Origin of the sequence: Bartonella alsatica, assembly GCF_013388295.1 — a bacterium.
GTDB classification, from domain to species: domain Bacteria; phylum Pseudomonadota; class Alphaproteobacteria; order Rhizobiales; family Rhizobiaceae; genus Bartonella; species Bartonella alsatica.
Genome location: NZ_CP058235.1, coordinates 624559 through 646500 on the forward strand (window position 1 = coordinate 624559; position 21942 = coordinate 646500).

At 37.1% G+C, this 21942-nt stretch carries 13 protein-coding genes; 7 read left to right on the forward strand and 6 right to left on the reverse strand.

Annotated features, from left to right (window positions below):
* Positions 1 to 123 precede the first annotated feature (123 nt).
* The 5 genes from HWV54_RS02620 to HWV54_RS02640 all read left to right on the forward strand — a co-directional run bounded on the left by HWV54_RS02620 (position 124) and on the right by HWV54_RS02640 (position 9642).
* Positions 124 to 2838: a BID domain-containing T4SS effector gene (locus HWV54_RS02620; protein ID WP_005864455.1), complete on the forward strand. Its 2715-nt coding sequence runs from the start codon at positions 124 to 126 to the stop codon at positions 2836 to 2838.
* A 2895-nt stretch (positions 2839 to 5733) separates the two neighbouring features.
* Positions 5734 to 7305, forward strand: coding sequence for a murein biosynthesis integral membrane protein MurJ (gene murJ, locus HWV54_RS02625; RefSeq protein WP_005864453.1), 1572 nt, complete (start codon positions 5734 to 5736; stop codon positions 7303 to 7305).
* 77 nt (positions 7306 to 7382) lie between these two features.
* On the forward strand, positions 7383 to 8453 hold the full coding sequence (gene trpS / locus HWV54_RS02630; RefSeq protein WP_005864452.1) for a tryptophan--tRNA ligase: 1071 nt from the start codon (positions 7383 to 7385) through the stop codon (positions 8451 to 8453).
* A gap of 63 nt (positions 8454 to 8516) precedes the next feature.
* On the forward strand, positions 8517 to 9008 hold the full coding sequence (locus HWV54_RS02635; protein WP_005864450.1) for a universal stress protein: 492 nt from the start codon (positions 8517 to 8519) through the stop codon (positions 9006 to 9008).
* 55 nt (positions 9009 to 9063) lie between these two features.
* Entirely contained in the window at positions 9064 to 9642 is a 579-nt protein-coding gene (locus HWV54_RS02640; RefSeq protein ID WP_005864448.1) for a NifU family protein, read from the forward strand.
* 321 nt (positions 9643 to 9963) lie between these two features.
* Here HWV54_RS02640 and HWV54_RS02645 read toward each other — a convergent pair whose 3' ends face one another.
* From HWV54_RS02645 to groES, 3 genes are all read right to left on the reverse strand, one after another.
* Positions 9964 to 10299 carry a zinc ribbon domain-containing protein YjdM gene (locus HWV54_RS02645; protein WP_005864446.1) on the reverse strand — a complete coding sequence of 112 codons (336 nt, stop codon included), beginning with the start codon at positions 10297 to 10299 and terminating at the stop codon, positions 9964 to 9966.
* Between the two features lie 687 nt (positions 10300 to 10986).
* Positions 10987 to 12630 carry a chaperonin GroEL gene (gene groL / locus HWV54_RS02650; protein ID WP_005864443.1) on the reverse strand — a complete coding sequence of 548 codons (1644 nt, stop codon included), beginning with the start codon at positions 12628 to 12630 and terminating at the stop codon, positions 10987 to 10989.
* Between the two features lie 78 nt (positions 12631 to 12708).
* Complete coding sequence (gene groES, locus HWV54_RS02655; protein ID WP_005864441.1) at positions 12709 to 13005, reverse strand: co-chaperone GroES; 297 nt, start codon at positions 13003 to 13005, stop codon at positions 12709 to 12711.
* Between the two features lie 213 nt (positions 13006 to 13218).
* On the opposite strand from groES, the gene fumC reads away from it, so the two are divergent.
* On the forward strand, positions 13219 to 14607 hold the full coding sequence (gene fumC / locus HWV54_RS02660; RefSeq protein WP_005864439.1) for a class II fumarate hydratase: 1389 nt from the start codon (positions 13219 to 13221) through the stop codon (positions 14605 to 14607).
* Between the two features lie 1193 nt (positions 14608 to 15800).
* Here the strand turns inward: fumC and HWV54_RS02665 are convergent.
* Complete coding sequence (locus HWV54_RS02665) at positions 15801 to 17426, reverse strand: alpha-D-glucose phosphate-specific phosphoglucomutase (RefSeq protein ID WP_005864437.1); 1626 nt, start codon at positions 17424 to 17426, stop codon at positions 15801 to 15803.
* A gap of 202 nt (positions 17427 to 17628) precedes the next feature.
* On the opposite strand from HWV54_RS02665, the gene HWV54_RS02670 reads away from it, so the two are divergent.
* Positions 17629 to 18153, forward strand: a complete 525-nt coding sequence (locus HWV54_RS02670; protein WP_005864436.1) for a peroxiredoxin — start codon at positions 17629 to 17631, stop codon at positions 18151 to 18153.
* 375 nt (positions 18154 to 18528) lie between these two features.
* On the opposite strand, the gene HWV54_RS06980 is transcribed toward HWV54_RS02670, so the two are convergent.
* Positions 18529 to 18732, reverse strand: a complete 204-nt coding sequence (locus HWV54_RS06980) for a hypothetical protein (RefSeq protein WP_245256308.1) — start codon at positions 18730 to 18732, stop codon at positions 18529 to 18531.
* 884 nt (positions 18733 to 19616) lie between these two features.
* Complete coding sequence (gene hisS / locus HWV54_RS02680) at positions 19617 to 21110, reverse strand: histidine--tRNA ligase (protein WP_005864434.1); 1494 nt, start codon at positions 21108 to 21110, stop codon at positions 19617 to 19619.
* Between the last annotated feature and the right edge of the window lie 832 nt (positions 21111 to 21942).

Genomic DNA, 21942 nt, shown 5'->3' on the forward strand with positions numbered 1-21942 from the left:
CTTTTGAATCACCTAAGGAGCGGTCTCCTTTAGATAAAAAGCTACAAAGTCAGAGATAGGGTGTGCACTAAAGAGGCTTTCAAAACAAATATTGATATTGAGAAAACGTGAAAGGAAATCTCCATGAAAAAAACTCAAGCTGGACAGTCTGCATCCATGATGGAAGAAAAATTACAAGAACAGCACGGAGCAGCTAAAACAGAGCCCCAGAAGAAAGCAAATGTAACATCGGAAAATTTCTTTTATCCTCAGAGCAAAGTACTTAAAAATAAGTATAACATCAAAGAGCAAAAAGTATTAAATGAACAATGTGCTCATGATGTCGCACAAGAAATGATCAAACTGTACCAAGAACCTCTGCCAGAAAAAATTGATTCTTCCTATTTAAAACATATTCATCAGCGCTTGTTTCGGCATACATTTGAATGGGCCGGTCATACCCGTGATACCTCCTTTACCTTTAAAGATGGCACTGTCGCTTCGCAATCAGAAATAAAAAGAAAGGAATTTAAAACGCCTTTTGCCTCTAGCAAAAAGGTAAGGGAAGGGCTGAAAAATTTAGATCAAGTACTTTCCGAAACAAATTATTTGAAAGGTTTAACCCGAAAAGAATTTGTTGAGTATACAACAGGGCTGATGATAAATTTGCACCATATGCACCCTTTCAGAGAAGGTAATAGGCGCACGCAACGTATGTTTTTTGAAAAACTTGCCCAATCGGCAGGCCATAATCTGGATTTTTCTCTTGTACCAAGAAAACGCAAGCTATTTGTCAATGTTGAAGCGATAGATCACGGCAACCCAGAACCAATGAAGCATCTCCTTGAGGATATCTCCAATCCAGAAAAAGTGCTTGTTTTAAAGGAATTCACCAATGCCATGAGAGAGCTCGGGCTTGATGAAAGAAATTATCGTTTTGCTGTTGCAGCAAAAGATGGCCAGACTTACGATGGCATATATAGAGGCGCGGGGGATAATGGCTTTATGATAGATGTTAAAGGTACTTTTATTGTAGGAAATAAAAAACATCTTTCACCAGAGCAAATAAAGACATTAAAAATTGGTGACCGCATTTCCTTCACGGCACCAATGGCTGAAGACTTGCAACAAACACTCATCCCAGGAGAAAAAGTACCCTCTCTCACGAGAGAAGAAATTGCTGAAAGAGTTCAAAATAGCCCACTAGTCCAGAGGTGCAGAAAAGACATTGAAACTTTGTGCAAAATTGTTTACGGTAACCCGCATATTTTGCAGCAAAAACTTTCAGAGATTGACATTCCAATAACCCTTGAAGATATCTCTAAAGGAGAGAGATTTGCACGGCAAATTGAAGAATCTCCTCAATCTATCCGTAGACTTCGTGGTATCGGTATAGGTAGCTTAAAAAGTGGTGCACGCTTACATGCAGAAGTAAATGTTTTACCCTTGAGTCATGCCATCTTTGATTATGTACATTTCATAAGATTGGAAGAAAAGGACATTCTGGAAAAGCATCACGCAGAACAAAGACGTTGTGAAAAATCGATAGAAATCCCGGGTGAATGGATGCAAAATCTTTGTTCTTTACCAAAAGAACAACAACAAGAAATTTTATCGCAATCTCCTGAACTAAGAGCAGAGATAAACACTTATATGCGCCAATTACAGGAGCGTCTCTCACTAAATGAGCGTAGAGCCTTAAGGTTAAATAATTACGAAGAACTAGCTAAAAGTATTGGCACATCAGTAAATCATGCAAAAAAAATTACAGAAATCGCCAAAAAAGGACAAGAACTACAACAGAATATGCAATCTTTATCCTCCCACAGATTAGAAGCATATTCAGCACCTAGCCTAAAAGCAATCAAAGCAGAAAAAGTAACAGTAACTGTAGAGAAAACAACAGGAATCATACAGAAAACAAGACAAGCCGACAAGTCAGTAGCAATAACTGAAGACTTGCAACGAGCACTCATCCCAGGAGAAAAAATAGCGCCTCTTACAAGAGAAGAAATTGCTGAAAGAATTCAAAATAGCTCACTAGTCCAGAAGTGCAGAAAAAAAATTGAAACTTTGTGCGAAGTTGTTTATGGTGATCCGTATATTTTGCAGCAAAAACTTTCAGAGATTAAAATTCCAATAACAAGTGATGGTGTCTCTGAAGGAGAGAAATTTGCACGACAAGTTGAAGAATTTCCTCAATCTATCCATAAACTTCGTGGTATCGGTATAGGTAGCTTAAAAAGTGGTGCACGCTCACATGCAGAAATAAATGTTTTACCCTTGAGTCATGCCATCTGTGATTATGTACATTCTATAAGAACTGAAGAAAAGGACATTCTGGAAAACCATCACATAGAACAAAAACGTTGTGAAAAATCAGTAGAAATGCCGGGTGAATGGATGCAAAATCTTTGTTCTTTACCACCAGAACAACAACAAAGAATTCTATCGCAATCTCCTGAACTAAGAGCAGAGATAAACACTTATATGACCAAATTACAGGAGCGTCTCTCACTAAGTGAGCGTAAAGCCCTAAGGGAGGGTAATGAGCAAGAACTGGCTAAAAGTATTGGCATACCAGTAAATAATGCAAGAGAAATTATAGAAATCTTCAAACAAGGAAAAGCACTACAACAGAACATGCAATTTGTATCCTCCCAAAGATTAGAAGCGTATTCAACACTAAGCACGCATCAATTAAAGGAAAACAAGGGTGAGAAATACACTAAATCTGCTAGCCCCAAAGCAATCAAAGCAGAAAAAGTAACAGTAACCATCGAGCCTGAAAAAGCAAAACAACAAGACATTTTACCGCGGAAAGTTGAGCATGCAAAAGTGGTCGCTCTGACTCACTAAGCATACATAAATTTAGCGTTTAATCTGATCTTTTTGCATAAATTACAACTAAGGGGGGGGTGATGTCACCGTAAAGTTTCATCAGACAAATTGCGCTGTACCCTAAACAATTGATAAAGCTAAAAAAAGCAATGATTACGTTCCACATAAACAATACAAAATTTTTAAATCATTCAGATAAACATTCTATTTTGCAAAAAAACGATCAGAGCATAAAGAGAGTACACAAAAAGGCTTTCTAAAAGAGAATGCTGAATAACCTTAAAAGGAAATATGCATGAAGAAATCAAACCGACTATCTAACATCTTCCCCCCCAAAAAAGATGATAAAAGTATAGCGAAGTGATTGACATAACTATCAATCCTCATATGCTTTAAAAGATAACACTTCATCACGAAATGCTCTAAATTTTAGAAGGATATGCAAGGGAGTACTTCATACGAGAAGTTTAATACTTTCATAGTTCGAGTTATGTTTAGAGAAAAACACACAGATATTTGCGAGAAGTTTTTATCGCAATAGCAAAACACTCAAAAATAGATATGAAATCATGGACAAAATAGCATGTAATGTACTCATAATGTATCACGAGAAATGACCAATATGTACAAGAAATATCTGACAAAAAAATTGTTCTTTTCTATCTAAAATACATTCGTCAATGCTTGTTTCAACATACATTTGAATAGGTTTATATACCCGCGATAACTTCTTGACCTTTGAAGATGGCAGCATTGTTAGTATGCTGAGCTATACAAAAGAAATACTGAAATTCCTTTTGCTACTGTACCACAGATTCAAAAATGGCTTGAAACTTTAGATAAAACACTCATCGAGAAAAACTATATGAAAGACTCTACCGCGCGAAAATTTCTTGAATACGGGAGATTTCTTTCAACCCTCCCCCTTTCAAAAAAGGTATGAGCGCTCACAAACGAATATTTTTTGAAAAGATCGGCCAATCTGCAGGACGTAATTTAAACTTCTCTCTTGTAACAAAAGGACGCATGGATAATCGCCAATGTTGCAGCAACGCAAAATAGCAATCTAAATCTGGGCCTAACAAAACATCTATCTGAAGAAATTTCCAATCCCCAAAAGTGCTATATCTTAAAGAACTTCTTGGACCCTATGAAAAATATAAAACTTGAGAGCATTAACCACCAACTTACGTTGACTGCTAAAAAAAATGAAACCCCTACGAGCTTCTATAGAGAGAATGGACCAAATAGCTTCATAATAAATATTAACAGCACTTTCATTATAGGAAATAAAAAACACCTCACACCAGAATAAATAAAAATATTGAAACTTGGTGATCTCTTCTCTTTCACTGTACCTCTCGTTCAAAAATCGCAAGAAATATTTATTTCAAAAGAATAACATAACATCTTTTACATGTAACGTAATTACTGAAAAGACTCAAAACAATGTACGTGATCAAAAAAGTAAAAAAAGATCAAAAATTTGTGTAAGAGTATTTGTACTACCCTCATAATGGACAAAAAAATAATGTTGAAGACCAAAACTCTAGTAACGAACAAAAATATCTCTATAAAGCAAATTTCGCATAACAGACTGGAGAATTCCCTCCATCTATTTCTAGGTTCGCTGGTTTCAAAATATGTGGCGTAAAAATAGTGTGCACACAGCATACTGAAGAAAACCCTTACGCCACAGCATTTCTGATTATATAAATGCTATAAAACAAGCAGCAAAGAATATTCTACATGACTATTACATGGAACAAAACGGTGTGAAAAATAAATAATAATTTCCTAGGGAACAAATAAAAAATTTATTTTTTCTATCCAAAGAAAAACAACAAAAGCTTTATCGAAATTTCCTGAACTGCAAAGGCAGATAAATGATCATATTTCGACAATTGCAAAACTGCCCTTTATCAAGCAAGCTATGAAGATATAAAAGAAAAAAATCCTCAAGAACTTACTAAAACCATTGGTACATCAAAAAATAAAACAGATTCTCCAATCGCAGCACTTTTTGTTACCACGAATTCGACCAATAGAAAAACTTAAACCCACATCATTCTACAAAGCAAAACAGTTACGAGAAATGCCCTATAATTCCCGATAAGACAGCAATTAAAACAGAGAAAATAACAGAAACTATCAAAAATAGCAGAGCATTCAAGTGCATAAAAGTTAATGATTATGTGTACACATAATTTTAATATTTTAACTTTTTTTCAAGCTGGATTATCGCTTTTAGATATCTTTTCTCCATCGGTTAATACCTCTGAGAAGAGGATAAGTAAACGTAGGTTTATGAGAGTATAGCAATTGCAATTCAGAAAGATAATGTGAACACATCCCTACGAGAATATAGGCAGTATGTTTCTGCACATATGAAGACACTTTCCATAGTTTTAAGCATTTTAAATCACTATAAAAAAGTTTAGTTAGTGTGTTTAACCATTTTAGACACTTTATAAAGCCAACATGTAAAATAAAGACATTTAACAATTAGTTATATTTTGCTATATAAACTGTACTCTACAGCAATAAACTGTAAAGAAGCAAAGAGATGCCATGCATGTAACATCGAGAAAAAACAAAAACAATCATAAATATAGATACTATCGTTTCATCTACTCTCTCCACGTTTTTTTTAATTCGTCACACTTGTCCCATATATTCAATTTGAGAGAAAAAATTTTGTTGTTTTATGAACATAATAAAAACTATTATATGTTAACAACAATACAATTTAGAACCCTTTGTGTGCCCTTGTTGATAGAAAAACAAACACCATCGTAAAATGCTTCAAAAATGTATTATTGTATGAGCTTACTGCTCAAATTTTCATGATCTAAAATATTTTTATTTACCTTTTTAGCTTCTCTACTTTTATGACAAACTTGATGTGTTTTTATGATTCTGTTTAAAAAATTTGCCACTGTTGCTTCTGGCACTCTAATGAGCCGCATTTTTGGCTTTATACGTGAAATGTTGATGGCAGCAATGTTGGGAACTGGTCCTGTTTCCGATGCATTCAACGCCGCCTTTCGTTTTCCCAATACATTCCGCCGTTTTTTTGCTGAAGGGGCCTTTAATGCGGCTTTTGTTCCTCTTTTTGCAAAAAAAATTACCGAAGATGGTCAAGAAACTGCATGCAAATTTGCAGAAGAAGTTTTTGGTATTCTCTTTTCACTGCTCTTACTTTTAACCATCGCCATGGAATTAAGTATGCCTTTTTTAGTGAAAACAATTATTGCTCCAGGATTTGCAGAGGATACCACAAAATTTAACGCTACGATTCATTTTACCGCAATCATGTTTCCCTATTTAACATGCATGTCTTTAGCAGCAATGATGGGGGGAATGTTAAATGCCTTGCGACGCTATTTTATCGCAGCTATTGCCCCTCTTTTTCTGAATATTATTTTGATTGGCGTTCTTGCCTATGCCTGGATATATCAACTTGATGCTTGGCATATCGGTTTAAATCTTTCTTGGGGCGTCTTAGCAGCAGGAATTATCCAACTCACTTTAATCTCTGTTTCTTTACGTCAAAGTGGGATGAAGATTTTCCTCCGTCGTCCCTATTTCAGCCCCAATGTTCGGAAACTTTTAACTTTAGCCCTCCCTGTTGCAATCACAGGAGGCATTACGCAAATCAATTTATTAATCAATACTAACATTGCTTCCAGCCAATCAGGTGCTGTATCTTCTTTGATGTATGCTGATCGTCTTTATCAATTGCCACTAGGCGTGATAGCAATTGCCGTCGCTACTGTTCTTTTACCAGAATTAACAAGAGCTCTACGCAGTAAAAAACACAAAGAAACGCACGATTTACAAAATCGATCTATTGAATTAACCTTACTGTTAACTTTACCCGCATCCGTTGCCTTTTTGCTGCTCTCCACTCCCGTTGTCAGTTTGCTTTTTGAACGTGGACAGTTCACCAGTGAATCCACACACCATGTAGCACAATTAGTTGCACTTTACGGCCTAGGACTTCCCGCTTTTGTACTGATCAAAGTATTTATTCCTAATTTTTTTGCTCATGAAGATACAAAAACACCAATGATTTTCACTGGCATTAGCGTTTTCATCAATATTAGTCTTGCCTTAACATTATTCCCCATTTTATCAGCACGCGGCATTGTCATTGCGGAAATTACCTCTGGATGGGTCAACACCTTATTGCTTTGTGGTATCCTTATCAAACGCGGCTATTGGAAATACGATGTACAACTGTTAAAATGCATTACATGTTTGATCATTGTCACTATTTTGTGCGCCATGATCCTTTATTATCTGCTTCATGTGCTTGGCTTTTTATCTTTTTCTTTATCCTCACAAGCATCATTCTTCTTGCGTGCTAGCACCTTAGCAGGGATAATGCTTGTCATATTCGTGGTATATTTGAGTGCCTATTTTTTACTTGACACACGTTCCTTTTTCCGCACCCTCAAAAATATCAAAAAACACCTATAACATTTTATCTTGCTTTCAGAAAAACACTTTGTCACAAAATACAAAACGAATATTTACTTAAAAGAAAGAACTTTTCTATGGACACTTTCACACCGCTTGTTTTTTCTGGCGTACAACCGAGTGGTAATTTACACCTTGGTAATTATCTTGGAGCCATCAAACATTGGGTTGAACTGCAAACGTCCTATGATTGCTTGTATTGCATTGTCGACATGCACGCACTCACCGTGAATCCAGATTCAATAATCTTACGTGAATCAACCAGAGCAGTTACAGCAGCCTTTTTAGCTGCTGGTATTAATCCTCAAAAACACATTATTTTCAACCAATCTCGGGTTTTTCAACATGCTGAACTGGCTTGGATTTTAAATTGTATCGCTCGTATTGGTTGGCTCCAGCGCATGACACAATTTAAAGATAAAGCAGGAAAAGATCGTGAAAAAGCATCCCTTGGACTTTTTGCTTATCCAAGCCTGATGGCAGCTGATATTTTACTCTACCGTGCTACACATGTTCCAGTGGGCGAAGATCAAAAACAGCATGTTGAACTGACACGTGATATTGCACAAAAATTCAACAACGACTATGCTCACCGCATTGCAGACTTAAATTTTGGTGTTCCGATGCAAATGGGTGAAGAAACAAAACAAGGTTTTTTCCCAATGCCAGAAGCGTTGATAGGGAAAACAGCCACGCGCATTATGTCATTGCGTGATGGTACAAAAAAAATGTCAAAAACAGATCCTTCAGATTTTTCACGCATTAATTTGATGGATGATACTGATCTTATCGTAAAAAAGATACGCAAAGCAAAAACCGATTCCGCACCTCTCCCCGATACTTCTGCAGCCCTAAAAGAACGGCCAGAGATCGATAATCTACTTGGTATTTATGCAGCTTTTGCAGAAATAAGCAAGGAAAAGGCACTTTCAGAGTTTTCTGGACAACAATTTTCACTATTTAAAAAAGCTTTAGCTGACCTTGTCGTCCATAAACTTGAACCGATAACACAAGAACTACACCGTCTTCTTAAAGACAACGGATACATCGATTCTGTTTTACGTGATGGCGCAGAACGTGCCAGTACTCTGGCAGAAAAAAATATGAAAAAAGTCCGTGAAATCGTTGGATTTCTACAAAGTACATAAAACAGTAAAATTTAAAATGCAAAGAGTAAAAAAATTTTCTGTAAAAAACTAAAGAGAAAAAGCATGGTTTCTAAGAAAAAAAATCCGAAAACAGATCACAAGCGGAAAATTTTAGTTATTATCGATGAAACCCCAGAATGTCGTCGTGCTGTTACTTTTGCTGCTTACCATGCCAAAAATACCAAGAGAACATTGGTATTACTTTGTGTTGTTGACAATGTTGAATTTCAACATTTTCTGGGTGTAAACGACGTTATGCGATCAGAATCAACGCAAAATGCCTATAAAATGTTGGGAGAAATTGCTAATGATATACGCACTACACACGCTCTTGAAACAGAAATCATGATGCGTGAAGGTAAAAAAATCGATGAAATTTCTAAACTAATTAACGAAGATAAAGAGATTGCACTTATTGTTTTAGCAGCTAGTGAACACACAGAAGGACCAGGACCACTTGTTCAATTAATCGGTAATCGGGGAACAGCTTTTTCAATTCCTGTCACCGTCATTCCGAGCAATCTCGCCTATGAAGATATTGAATCAATTGCCTAAAAAAACTTTTGGGATACAATGATTTTCCTAATTCCTCACAGTAAAAGGAGAGTGTATGTTTATTCAAACTGAAACCACACCAAATCCTGCAACACTGAAATTTCTGCCAGGCCGCGTGGTTCTTTCCGAAGGTGTCTTAGAATTTCGTAACCGTGAAGAAGCCGCTAAAAATTCGCCTTTAGCTGCTAAGCTGTTGAATATACCAAATGTCAATGGTGTTTTTTTAGGTTATGATTTCATCACCGTAAGCAAAAAAGAGGGTGAATGGCAACATCTTAAACCGATCATTTTAGGTACAATTATGGAACATTTTCTGTCTGGTGATCCAGTTATCATCACCAACGCCACGTCACAAGCGCAGACCGATGATCTTAACGAAGAATTTTATGACGAAAAAGATGCTGATATCGTTCTAACAATTAAAGAGCTCCTTGAAACGCGTATTCGCCCAGCAGTGGCCAATGATGGTGGAGATATTACTTTTCGCGGATTTGAAAACGGTATTGTTTACCTCAACATGCGTGGTGCTTGCTCCGGATGCCCCTCCTCAACCGCAACGCTAAAACATGGTATTGAAAATCTTTTACGGCATTTTATTCCAGAAGTTTTAAGCGTTGAAGCAATGCCACAATAAAATGAGAATAATCTTACAAAATACCGATAAAAACAAACACACTAGCGAGAATATTACTTCCTTAAAACGCCATAATAAAACTCAAGTCGCAACCCAAAACATTACATCACGTTTTCTCTACAGTCACAATCTCATAGGAGCTAGAACATTACTTCACAGAGCTATATCAGATCTATCACCCCAGAACGCATCAGGATACCACCAGAGTATATTTTCTTTAAGGATTCATATCATTTAAAAGAATTAAAGCAATTCTACCCCTGAAAATATACCTTTGGTTTAAAAAAATATGCTTTAACAAATCAGAAACCACTCTACAAACTAAATTTTTTTAACGAATTCCGATTTTAAACCAATCTGGCCAATCCCAGGAATCTTACAATCAATATTATGATCCCCTTCCACGAGGCGGATATTTTTCACCTTAGTTCCACTCTTGAGAACGGATGCAGCCCCTTTTATTTTAAGATCTTTCATTACCATCACGCTATCTCCATTTGTCAAAACCTGACCATTGACATCACAAACGATAGCAGTAGAAAAAGACTCTTCACTCTTTTGTGGCCACTCATGTGCACATTCAGGACACACAAAATTTTCACCCTCTTCATAAGTATAAAGACCACCACAGTGAGGGCACTTAGGATATTGGTTCATATATCTCCTCTTCCATTCAAGAAAAATTATGCCTTTCGGCGGTCATAGAGCAACACGAATACCGAATAGATTGTCTATTGTTTCAGAAAACAGCTCGCTTTTTTCTGATCTTATCACCCCCTCAGCCCCAATGCAGAATATAATGCAAAATTCAATTGAGACATCATCATCTTTACACTTAATCAAGTCAGAATCATCATTCTATTTCCGAACTCTCAATGTTGCATCGTGCTTTTAAAGACAGCTCATAAGAAGTATATGGTATTCACATCTTAAGATCTTAAACAATCTTTTTTCCCTACACTCCTCTCACTTGTAACATGTAAATAAACAAACATTTTTTACTCTTAAAACGAGAGAGCTCTCACAATAAAAAAGTTTCTTATACTTAAAAATTTTATTCAAGTTGTAAAAATAAATTATTACTATAAATTAAATAGTTGAATTTACCAAAGCGAAACACTTTCAAAGTGCAACCACTTGTAAAAAAATATTTCCTCTTAGTAGAAATCTTATTGTGTAAAAAACTGCATGAAAGAAAAGCAATATCTCTTAACACAAGCGATAAGAAGTAAAAATTCTAAGGAAAGAGAAAACCAATATTAAAAAAAACAGCAATAAACAAAGAGGAGCACACAAAAAACGGGCCTATTTGGCCCGTTTTTCTTAACCTTTAGTGAAAGGAGCTTAGAAATCCATTCCGCCCATTCCACCCATTCCACCGCCAGGCATTGGAGGCATTGGAGTTTCTTTCTTTGGAGTTTCAGCAACCATTGCTTCCGTTGTGATCAGAAGGCTAGCCACTGAAGCAGCATTTTGGAGCGCAGAACGCACAACTTTCACAGGATCAACAATTCCCAAAGCAATCAAATCACCAAATTCACCGGTTGCGGTGTTGTAACCAAACGTATCTGCCTTATTTTCCAATACTTTGCCAACAATAATCGCTGCTTCTTCACCGGCATTGCTAGCAATTTGACGTGCTGGTGCTTGTAGAGCACGACGAACAATATTAATACCAGCTTCTTGATCAGGATTGCTTCCTTTAACGGTCAAAGCACTTGCTGCACGCAACAATGCCGTCCCACCACCAGCAACAATACCTTCTTCTACAGCAGCACGTGTTGCATTCAAGGCATCATCAACACGGTCTTTCTTTTCTTTCACTTCCACTTCTGTAGCACCACCGACACGGATAACAGCAACACCACCAGCGAGTTTAGCAAGTCTTTCTTGCAATTTTTCACGATCATAATCAGAAGTGGTTTCCTCAATCTGAGCCTTGATTTGATTTACGCGTGCATTAATCTCAGCTTTTTGTCCAGCACCATCAATAATCGTGGTATTTTCTTTAGAAATATTGACTTTCTTAGCACGTCCAAGCATATCCAAAGTGACATTTTCAAGCTTAATGCCTACATCTTCGGAAATAACCTGCCCCGAGGTTAAGATTGCAATATCCTCGAGCATAGCTTTACGGCGATCACCAAATCCTGGAGCTTTTACAGCAGCAATTTTCAAACCACCGCGCAACTTATTGACAACAAGCGTTGCTAAAGCTTCGCCCTCTACATCTTCTGCGATAATGAGAAGTGGTTTACCGGACTGAACAACAGCTTCAAGCACAGGAAGCAAAGATTGTAAATTAGACAATTTCTTTTCATGAATGAGGATGTAAGGATCATCGAGATCAGCCACCATTTTCTCAGCATTCGTGACAAAGTAAGGTGAAAGATATCCACGATCAAACTGCATTCCTTCCACGACTTCTAATTCGGTTTCAGCCGTTTTTGCTTCTTCGACAGTAATGACACCTTCATTGCCAACTTTTTCCATAGCGTTAGCAATCATTTTGCCGATTTCAGCAGCACCATTAGCGGAAATTGTTCCTACTTGTGCAATTTCTGCTGAAGTTTGAATTTTCTTTGCTTTTTTGAAGAGATTTGCCACCACTTCATCAACAGCAGCATCAATTCCGCGTTTAAGATCCATTGGGTTCATGCCTGCAGCAACAGCTTTTATACCTTCTTGTACAATAGCCTGTCCCAAAACGGTTGCAGTGGTTGTTCCATCACCAGCAATATCATTGGTTTTGGAAGCAACTTCGCGCAACATTTGCGCACCCATATTTTCGAACTTATCTTCCAGTTCGATTTCCTTTGCAACGGACACACCATCTTTTGTGATGCGAGGCGCACCAAATGATTTATCAATTACCACATTACGACCTTTAGGGCCGAGTGTTACCTTTACAGCGTTAGCAAGGATATCAACACCGCGCAACAAACGCTCACGCGCTTCACGGCCAAATTTGACTTCTTTAGCAGCCATTTAAATTCTCCTTGGAGTTGTCTTAAATCAAAGAACAAAGTGCCAAATAATACAAAACGGAAATATTAAAAGGCTAAATCAGCCTAGAATTCCCATAATGTCAGATTCTTTCATGATTAAGAGGTCTTCCCCATTAATCTTTACTTCGGTTCCAGACCATTTTCCAAATAGTATACGGTCTCCTGTTTTTACTTCTAAAGGCACACGTTTTCCGTTATCATCGAGAGCACCATTGCCAATAGCAATAACTTCACCTTCTTGAGGTTTTTCCTTTGCTGTATCAGGAATGATAATCCCACCAGCAGTTTTATTTTCAGATTCAACCCGACGAACAACGACACGATCGTGCAGTGGGCGGAATTGTATGTTAGCCATGTTTTAAATCCTTAAACTTAATATAATTGAATTAATCTTAAGTTCTTGCTAGCACTCTTAGTTTAGGAGTGCTAGCATTGCTCAAGATATAAAATTACCCTTCTTCAATGTCAAGGATTCTTCAAAAAATAATTTATCTTAAAGTCTTGCCTCTTTTTCCTATTTTGCTTTATCTAGCTTTTTATTAATCCGCGAACATAAAAGGAGCTTATCATGGTTGAAACACGTCAGGAAACGGATAGCTTTGGAACGATTTCGGTCCAGCAAGACCGTTATTGGGGCGCACAAACTGAACGCTCACTGCATAATTTTAACATTGGTATAGAAAAACAACCCCTCACCATCATTTATGCTTTAAGTCTTATCAAAAAGGCCGCAGCACTTGTGAATATGGAAAAAGGAAAGCTCTCGCAAAATATCGGGAAAGCAATCATTACTGCAGCCGACGAAGTGCTCGCAGGTGCATTCGATACACACTTTCCCCTTTCTGTTTGGCAAACAGGCTCTGGCACGCAAAGCAATATGAACGTGAATGAAGTTATTGCCAATTATGCCAACATGCTTTTGGGAGGAAAATTAGGAAGCAAAACACCGGTTCACCCCAATGACCATGTAAATATGAGTCAATCATCAAACGACTCCTTTCCCACAGCGCTTCACATTGCCACCACACTGCAAACACACCAACACTTATTTCCCATTCTCGACGCCCTTATTACTACTTTACGAAAAAAAGAAGAAGAATTTGCTGACATCATTAAAATCGGACGTACCCATACTCAAGATGCAACACCCTTAACTTTAGCACAAGAATTTTCAGGCTATCGCGCCGCACTAGAAGCCAACCGCCACCGCATTAAAACAGCTCTTACCGATGTCCAGATGCTTGCCCAAGGAGGAACAGCCGTTGGAACAGGTCTCAATGCACCGAAAGGTTTTGATGTTGCCTTTGCCGAAACAATCAGCACCCTCACAGGAATAACCTTTAAGACTGCCAGCAATAAATTTGAAGCCCTCGCCCATCATGGAGCCCTTGCACATTTCCATGGAAGTTTGAATGCTCTAGCCGCTGATCTGTTTAAAATTGCCAACGACATCCGCTTCTTGGGATCAGGTCCTCGTTCAGGCTTAGGGGAACTAAACTTGCCCGAAAATGAACCAGGCTCTTCTATCATGCCCGGCAAAGTCAATCCTACACAATGCGAAGCAATGACAATGGTTGCCTGCCAAGTCTTTGGTAATCATACCAGTGTAACATTTGCCGCCAGCCAAGGGCATTTTGAACTAAATGTTTATAAACCCGTTATTGGCTATAATGTTTTACAATCGATTACACTTCTTGGTGATTGCATGCGCTCTTTTGATCTGCATTGCATCCAAGGGTTACGTGCCAATCGAATCCATATTCACTCTCTCATGGAACGCTCTCTCATGCTCGTAACAGCACTAGCGCCAGAAATTGGTTATGAAAAAGCCGCCGAAATTGCCAAAGCAGCGCATAAAAATGATACAACTTTGCGTGTTGAAGCACTAAAAGCAGGCGTTTCAGGGGAGGATTATGACCGTCTAGTTGACCCCAAAAAAATGATCGCTCCACAATAAACGACAGAATGTAAAACTCTCTGAAATAAACCTTTTTGTAATGACAATCGGATCGTGAATGGTCTCTGATTGTCATTACATCTTCAACAATTTATGCATGATCTCTTGCAAAGTTCTATTAAACGCTACCTTTTAGCAAAGCTAAGAAAATTTCCAGATTTTGGGCATATTGGCACGGATAGCTTTTATGTTGTGCATAAAAAGCCATAAGAGAGTATTTTTTTCTATTTTTAAACTTAACACATTGACGATATGGATAAATCACTATTTTACATTTTGAATTTAAGAACCCTAAATACAAGCATATTTTTTCATTTTAAACCCTTGTTAAACCCTTGTATTTAAAATCAATAAAAATCATTTAAGATAGAAGTAAAATGCCATCATCTTAATACAAGACAGGCACAACATTTTGAGCTGTAAAACAAAATGATGGTGATAGTTTATACCTTACACAAATAAAATTTATACCTTACACAAATAAAAATAGTAGCGTCCAATGTGTCTTGCATCATTGCCTTAACAAACCATTGTAATAAAAAATCTTTAGAACAAAAAAGATATTTCTTCAAATAAAGTGCATACAACAAAAACATAATGGTGTACTGTTTTCTTCAATAAAGGACATGCTCCCATTAAACAGCTCAATAAACACGCAAAAAAACGTGAAGAAATATGCAATTCTCAATCTTTAAATATTGCTCGAGCTACTTTTAAAAAGCGTAAAACCGAATGAAAGAAGAATGATAAAGCTTTCTATTAATTGTCACTTTGCATCACTCACAAGCATTCTTGAAAAATATATGTCTTACTGAACGCTGTTGCAAAGGCTAGAAAAATTCTTACGTATAATGCATAAAATGACACAACTTTACACCCCACAGCAGTAAAAGCAGAAGTTTCTAAAAACGGATATACAGTGACTTATTGATCCTCAAAAGATAATCTATCTGTAATAAACAATGAAATACAAACCTTCTTGAAATAAAATCCTCTACTAAGAATATTGGAGCATTCGTACTACAATTCTTTTTGCCAATGGCATTCAGTTGTTGAAATCAAATCCGTGCACAAGCTTAAGTGAAAGAAAATTTCTGGAAAATGAAGGAAAGCTCTTCCATCATAATAAACAAAACTAACCCCAGGCATAAAGAAATAATGATTCCCCTAAAAAGCAATTTAATATAATGTTTTCATGTGATAATACTGGGGCGCTCACGGTCTAATTGCTTTTGTATATCCAACAATTCTAATGCCGCCTGTTGTAAAGGTTGGAGAATTTTTTGCGGATCTAGATTGTGCTTGCGTGGATCACCTTCATACTGCTCAAAATAAAGCCGTAAAGTGGCTCCTAGCGTTCCTGTTCCCGATAAGCGCACCACAAGCCGTGCTCCATTCTCGAAAAAAACGCGTATACCTTGTTTAGTGCTAACAGTCTGATTAACGGGATCATGATAGGTAAAATCATCTGCTTTTTCAACCCGAAGTCCCGCAATTTCTGTTCCTGTCTCTGGTAAATGTGCACGCAACTGCTCCACAATTGCGTGAGCTTTACAGGCATCTACTTCTTCATAATCATGGCGTAAAGAGTAAAAACGTCCATAAGTATACCAATGCTGTTGAACGATTTGTGCTACAGTTTTCCCTGTAACTGCTAAAAGATTTAACCAAAATAAAACAGCCCATAAACCATCTTTTTCGCGGATATGGTGAGAGCCCGTTCCAAAGCTTTCTTCACCACAAAAAGTTACTTTTCCTGCATCCATAAGCGCTCCAAAAAACTTCCACCCCGTTGGTGTTTCAAAACAATTCAACCCCTTTTTTTCAGCGACCAGATCAACAGCGCGTGCTGTTGGCATAGAACGAGCAATCCCCACAATTCCTTGACGATAACCTTTAATGAGATGTGCATATTCAGCCATAATAGCCAAAGAATCAGAAGGCGTGATATATTGTTTCCGACCAATAATGAGATTACGATCTCCATCACCATCAGATGCGGCCCCAAGATCAGGACTTTGCTCTGACATCAAAAAATTATAAAGTCCCTTAGCATACACTAAATTAGGGTCTGGATGCCTTCCTCCGAAATCTGGTAAAGGAACACTATTAATCACTGTTCCTTCAGAAAATCCTAAACATTTTTCAAAAATTTGCTGTGCATAAGGCCCTGTAACAGCATGCATCGCATCAAAGCGCAAAGTTAAACCTTCTTGCACCGCCTTGGCAATTTGATCAAAATCAAAAATCTCCTGCATCAAAGCTACATAATCTGTTACAGGATCAAGGATATCAACCCGCATCGACCCTATATAGGTTGTACCCTCCCTCGCTAAATTAACATCTGGAGCCTCAAAAATTCTATAAAAAGAAAGACGTTGCGATACTTCAAAAATGGCTTCACATAAAGAATCGGGAGCAGGCCCGCCGTTAGAAATGTTGTATTTGATGCCACAATCCCCTTCTACTCCACCAGGATTGTGACTTGCTGAAAGAATAATACCACCATGAGCATGATATTTGCGAATAAGATGCGAAACAGCCGGTGTAGAAAGAATTCCTCCTTTTCCTACTTTCACACAAGCAACACCATGAGCTGCTGCCATTTTCAATACAATTTGAAGAAGTGAGTGGTTAAAATAGCGCCCATCCCCTCCAAGAATCAGCAATTTTTTCTCAACAGATCCAATACTGTTAAAAAGAGATTGTATAAAATTTTCAACATAATGAGGCTGTTGAAAAACGGACACTTTTTTGCGCAAACCAGATGTTCCAGGTTTTTGATCATCAAAAGCCTTGGTCAAAACTGTCGTTATCATCGAAAAATGCCTTTATAGTATTTCCTTAATTTTAAGGTGAATATTGACCAAAGTCGACCACTAATTCTACTTGACGGAACAATGAAATACTTGCACACTGAATAAAAAGAGAGGATTTTTTTAAGATGCCCTCTTAAATGTGCTTTTTAAAGACAAAACTGTTTTAAAGCGCAATTCCCATAAAAAATACAGGAGCATGATTATGATGAGAAAAACAGTTCCCACGACCACCTTCCATACACGTGTACGCGATGAATCGATAGGTGGAGATAATCCTTACCGGTGGCAAGAAGTAAATAGTAATACATATTTTAAAGGAAAGCGGGTTATTCTTTTTTCTCTTCCTGGAGCCTTTACTCCTACTTGTTCAACTTTTCAGCTTCCTGATTTTGAAAAACTCTACGATGAATTTAAAAAAGCTGGCATTGATGAAATCTATTGTCTTTCCGTCAATGATGCTTTTGTTATGAATGCTTGGGGGAAAGCGCAAAATATTAAAAACGTAAAATTAATTCCTGATGGTTCTGGTGAATTCACCCGCAAAATGGGTATGCTTGTTGCTAAAGACAATGTTGGATTTGGAATGCGCTCATGGCGTTATGCTGCTGTTATCAACGATGGTGTGATTGAACAATGGTTTGAAGAAGCAGGTTTTTCAGATAATTGTACAACAGATCCTTATGAAGTTTCTTCACCACAAAATATTTTAAAAGCCCTACAAAGCTAATTTCAAACTCAGTTTACGCATTTACAAAATACAAGTTTGATGGCACAAATTCCTTTGCAAAGGTAAATTTGTGCCGTTTATATTTTAATTATAAATTGCAACGCTTGTTGTCGGAATATTTTTACTACGAAAGCGTGTAACTAATCCATCATCACACCTTCTCCCACCAGCGAACCAAAAGACAACTTTTATCCATCCTCATTGAAAATATTAAAAAGTAATACCACCTTAAAAAAGGTCTTATATATATAGCAATGCCAGCCTCTCAATGGACTAATTTTGGTGCAGAATTTGATAACCTGTTATTCTAAATTTTATTTTCCTGTGATCATTTACGCTAAAGATTAAGATTTCTTTTTAAATTAAAAATGACTGTTAAAGCAGACATTCACTTAAGTGTTCTGCCATAAATACCTCATTTATTTCTTCATCTAGCTTAAAATATTCATCATATCTAGGAAGTCCAAAAATGTGTGAGTTTATAAAATAACAATCTTTTTTTATTTCCTTCACCACAATTTTATTATTTTGTAACTCATTAATACCCTCTTTAAAAGTTTCAAAATCAAGATATCTCAATTATTCCGTTAAAAAGTCGTACGCTAAAAAGTTATTTAGAATATTATGATCTACTGTTATCTGACCAAACCATAAATTCATATCACCATCTGATATTTTACATACTTGCCACAACATAATAAAAAAGTTTCCACACCAATAAATAAAAGCCCAAGAATCATACACCAACTATCGAACGCTCCTGAAAACGTGTTTTGGAAAAGAACTGCAAATAGGATATTTGAAAGAAGAAATTCAAATGATTTCCTAATATTCTTAGGTTTTTCAAAAATAAAAAGATTTTTTCATATAACACGGTAAAATTCTATTAGATTATTGTATTTCTTCATTAAAAAAATTTTTATAAAAAGTTAATATTATCAAGTGATTAAACATTTTAGTATCTTACAATTTACCCAAAATATTTTTTTATAAGAATTGTCTGATTTAAAGTTGTGCCATTTTTTTTGAAAACTTAAACAAGTCTCCTAGAATAAAATGCGCTAGCTCCCCTCCATTTTTTCTAATTCTAAATTTTGTGCTACCCACAAAATAATACAAAAATTTTATGTTCAAAAATGAAAATCCGAAGATTAAATCAATACAAACTGTCAATATTTTTTTATAAACTACTGACCATCAACTTTTTTGAACATGATAACGTAAATAGCTTGAACTTCTCTCATATTTTGGTTCACTAAGATGCTATTATCATGCCCTAAGAAAAACTGGTCCATAGAGAATGAGATTCATTTTCATTTATTAAAAAAATCCTCACTTTATGCCACACAAGCACAAAAAAACAACCGGATTTTAAACTTATGCGTAAGCATGTTTAAACAAGCAAAGTACCCACCTTGAAAATTGAATCTAAAATTTCTAAAGTCTGCCGTACGGTTTCTTTCCTACAAATACCGCTTTTGAGCTTCCAAAACATCTTGTACTGTTTTAACCAATTGTTCTTCATCAACCGTCACTTGCGCTGGTCGACTTTCACGCCACGTTTGATTGTCCTTAATTTCATGAGACAAACGCGCCCCTTCAATCAAATCTTTGATCTGTATTTTTCCACTTTGGCGCTCTTGTGAACCCTGGATCACCACACAAGGAGCCCCACGACGATCGGCATATTTCATCTGTGCTTTCATGCCTGCTGCCCCTAAATAGAGCTCAGCACAAATTCCCGCACTGCGCAACTGCATCACCATTTTTTGATAGCGTGCAACAATTTCTGGTTCTTTATCCATCATCAGTACCACAACCGGACCTGGCGTTTTCTGCACAGACAATTTTCCAAGATTTTGCAAAGCAGTAATTAAGCGTGAAACACCAATTGAAAAACCTGTTGCCGGAATATTTTCACCACGAAAACGTGCCACTAATCCATCATAGCGCCCTCCTCCACCAATAGAACCAAAGATAACTTTTTGTCCATCATCATTAAAGACATCAAAAAGCAATGCAGCTTCAAAAACAGGACCCGTATAATATTCCAATCCCCGTACTACAGACGGATCAATTTTGATACGGTTCTGAGTGCCATTTGCAGCAAAGATTGCCTGCATCTCTTCAAGTTCACGAACCCCTTCAAGTCCTTGCACATGATGACCAACGACTTTTCTAAGAGCGTCAAGCGTTTCTTCTGCTGTTTCAGCCTCTACGGTAAGCAAGGAAAGAATATAGTCAATCTCTTTATCCTTAAGCTCTGCTCCTTTCGTAAAATCACCACTTTCATCCAAACGCCCCTTGCCTAAAAGCAAACGCACACCTTCAAGACCAAATTTATCAAGTTTATCAATTGCTCTAAGAACCGTTAAGCGCTTTTCAACCTGCTCACTTCCCCCCAAACCAACTTGCTCTAAGACACACTCCAGAATTTTTCGGTTATTAAGACGAATGGCATAATCATGCTGTTGAATTCCTAATTTTTCCAAACTATCAGCTGCCATCATGCAAATTTCGGCATCTGCCGCAACAGTTGGTGTACCAATAATATCAGCATCAAACTGCATAAATTGCCGAAATCGTCCGGGACCAGGTTTTTCATTACGAAAGACAAAACCGAGACGATAACTTCGATAAGGCTTTGGTAAAGTTTCAAAATTTTCCGCAAAATAACGAGCAAGAGGTGCTGTAAGATCATAACGTAAAGACATCCATTGCTCATCATCATCTTGGAGTGAAAAAACTCCTGCATTCGGGCGATCTGAATCAGGCAAAAATTTGCCCAACACATCTGTGTATTCAAAAATTGGTGTTTCAAGTGCTTCAAAACCGTAAAGTTCATAAACTTCACGAATCTGAGCAATCATGGTCTCAATTGCGTACAATTGCGCACTTGTACGATCAACAAAACCACGAGGTAAACGAGCTTTGGTCTTTTCTTGTTTTGGTGACATATGATTCTCTAGCAACAATTCGTGTTCATGGATAACTTGTGTCTTATCTTATAGAAACAAACGCCGCAATGCCTTTATCAAACTAAGCCTTCTGCAACACACACACCAGCTTTTGTTTTACAAAGATATTGCCATTCCTCAAGATAATTCTCTGAAAGCGTTTGCGCCTTCAATTTTAGGCCTCCCTCTTACTAAACATTCAATGAAAAACCATTTGTGAAAAACCATCTGTGCTTTTTTAAAGACACCACCAAGCAACTCTTGATTTCAGCCTCACAAGCTCCCTTCTTGAAAGCCTCAACAATATGTATTTACAGACAACTTGTATTTTACAAATACTGTAATGACTGTATCAACCTGAGCCTCACATGCACTAACTTTTTCTTTACAAAGGTGCTGTCCCCAACCCTTAAAAGGATACGCTATAAGAACACGTGCACTCCCAACATCAGAATCTAAACTTCATCTTTATACTCTTTCATTTGGTGATGCAAAATGATGCGTTCCTCCACAACCCAAGCATTTCACCTCAAACCTGCCTTATCTCTTCCTCCCTCCCCACTACTTTTCCCCTTAACTTATCTTCTTTTAAGCACATTTCCCTAAACGCATTTACCATACGCTCTACATTTTCTTCCATAAGAACTTTTTTCCCAACCCCTTTTTGTGCATTTACATCCCTCTCCTAACATAAAATGCGAGATACATACCTGCTTTTAGGGATATAAAAGCAACTGTCGATTTTGAATAAACTGAAGCTGCCTGCTTTCAAACAAGCACCATGTTTTATAAGAGTTTCACGAATTTATAATATTTGGTACACTCTAAAAAT

Bases quoted from the DNA above. Each gene is read 5' to 3' on its own strand.
- HWV54_RS02620 (WP_005864455.1), top strand. From the start codon at position 124: ATGAAAAAAACTCAAGCTGGACAGTCTGCATCCATGATGGAAGAAAAA.
- murJ (WP_005864453.1), top strand. From the start codon at position 5,734: ATGATTCTGTTTAAAAAATTTGCCACTGTTGCTTCTGGCACTCTAATG.
- trpS (WP_005864452.1), top strand. From the start codon at position 7,383: ATGGACACTTTCACACCGCTTGTTTTTTCTGGCGTACAACCGAGTGGT.
- HWV54_RS02635 (WP_005864450.1), top strand. From the start codon at position 8,517: ATGGTTTCTAAGAAAAAAAATCCGAAAACAGATCACAAGCGGAAAATT.
- HWV54_RS02640 (WP_005864448.1), top strand. From the start codon at position 9,064: ATGTTTATTCAAACTGAAACCACACCAAATCCTGCAACACTGAAATTT.
- HWV54_RS02645 (WP_005864446.1), bottom strand. From the start codon at position 10,299: ATGAACCAATATCCTAAGTGCCCTCACTGTGGTGGTCTTTATACTTAT.
- groL (WP_005864443.1), bottom strand. From the start codon at position 12,630: ATGGCTGCTAAAGAAGTCAAATTTGGCCGTGAAGCGCGTGAGCGTTTG.
- groES (WP_005864441.1), bottom strand. From the start codon at position 13,005: ATGGCTAACATACAATTCCGCCCACTGCACGATCGTGTCGTTGTTCGT.
- fumC (WP_005864439.1), top strand. From the start codon at position 13,219: ATGGTTGAAACACGTCAGGAAACGGATAGCTTTGGAACGATTTCGGTC.
- HWV54_RS02665 (WP_005864437.1), bottom strand. From the start codon at position 17,426: ATGATAACGACAGTTTTGACCAAGGCTTTTGATGATCAAAAACCTGGA.
- HWV54_RS02670 (WP_005864436.1), top strand. From the start codon at position 17,629: ATGATGAGAAAAACAGTTCCCACGACCACCTTCCATACACGTGTACGC.
- hisS (WP_005864434.1), bottom strand. From the start codon at position 21,110: ATGTCACCAAAACAAGAAAAGACCAAAGCTCGTTTACCTCGTGGTTTT.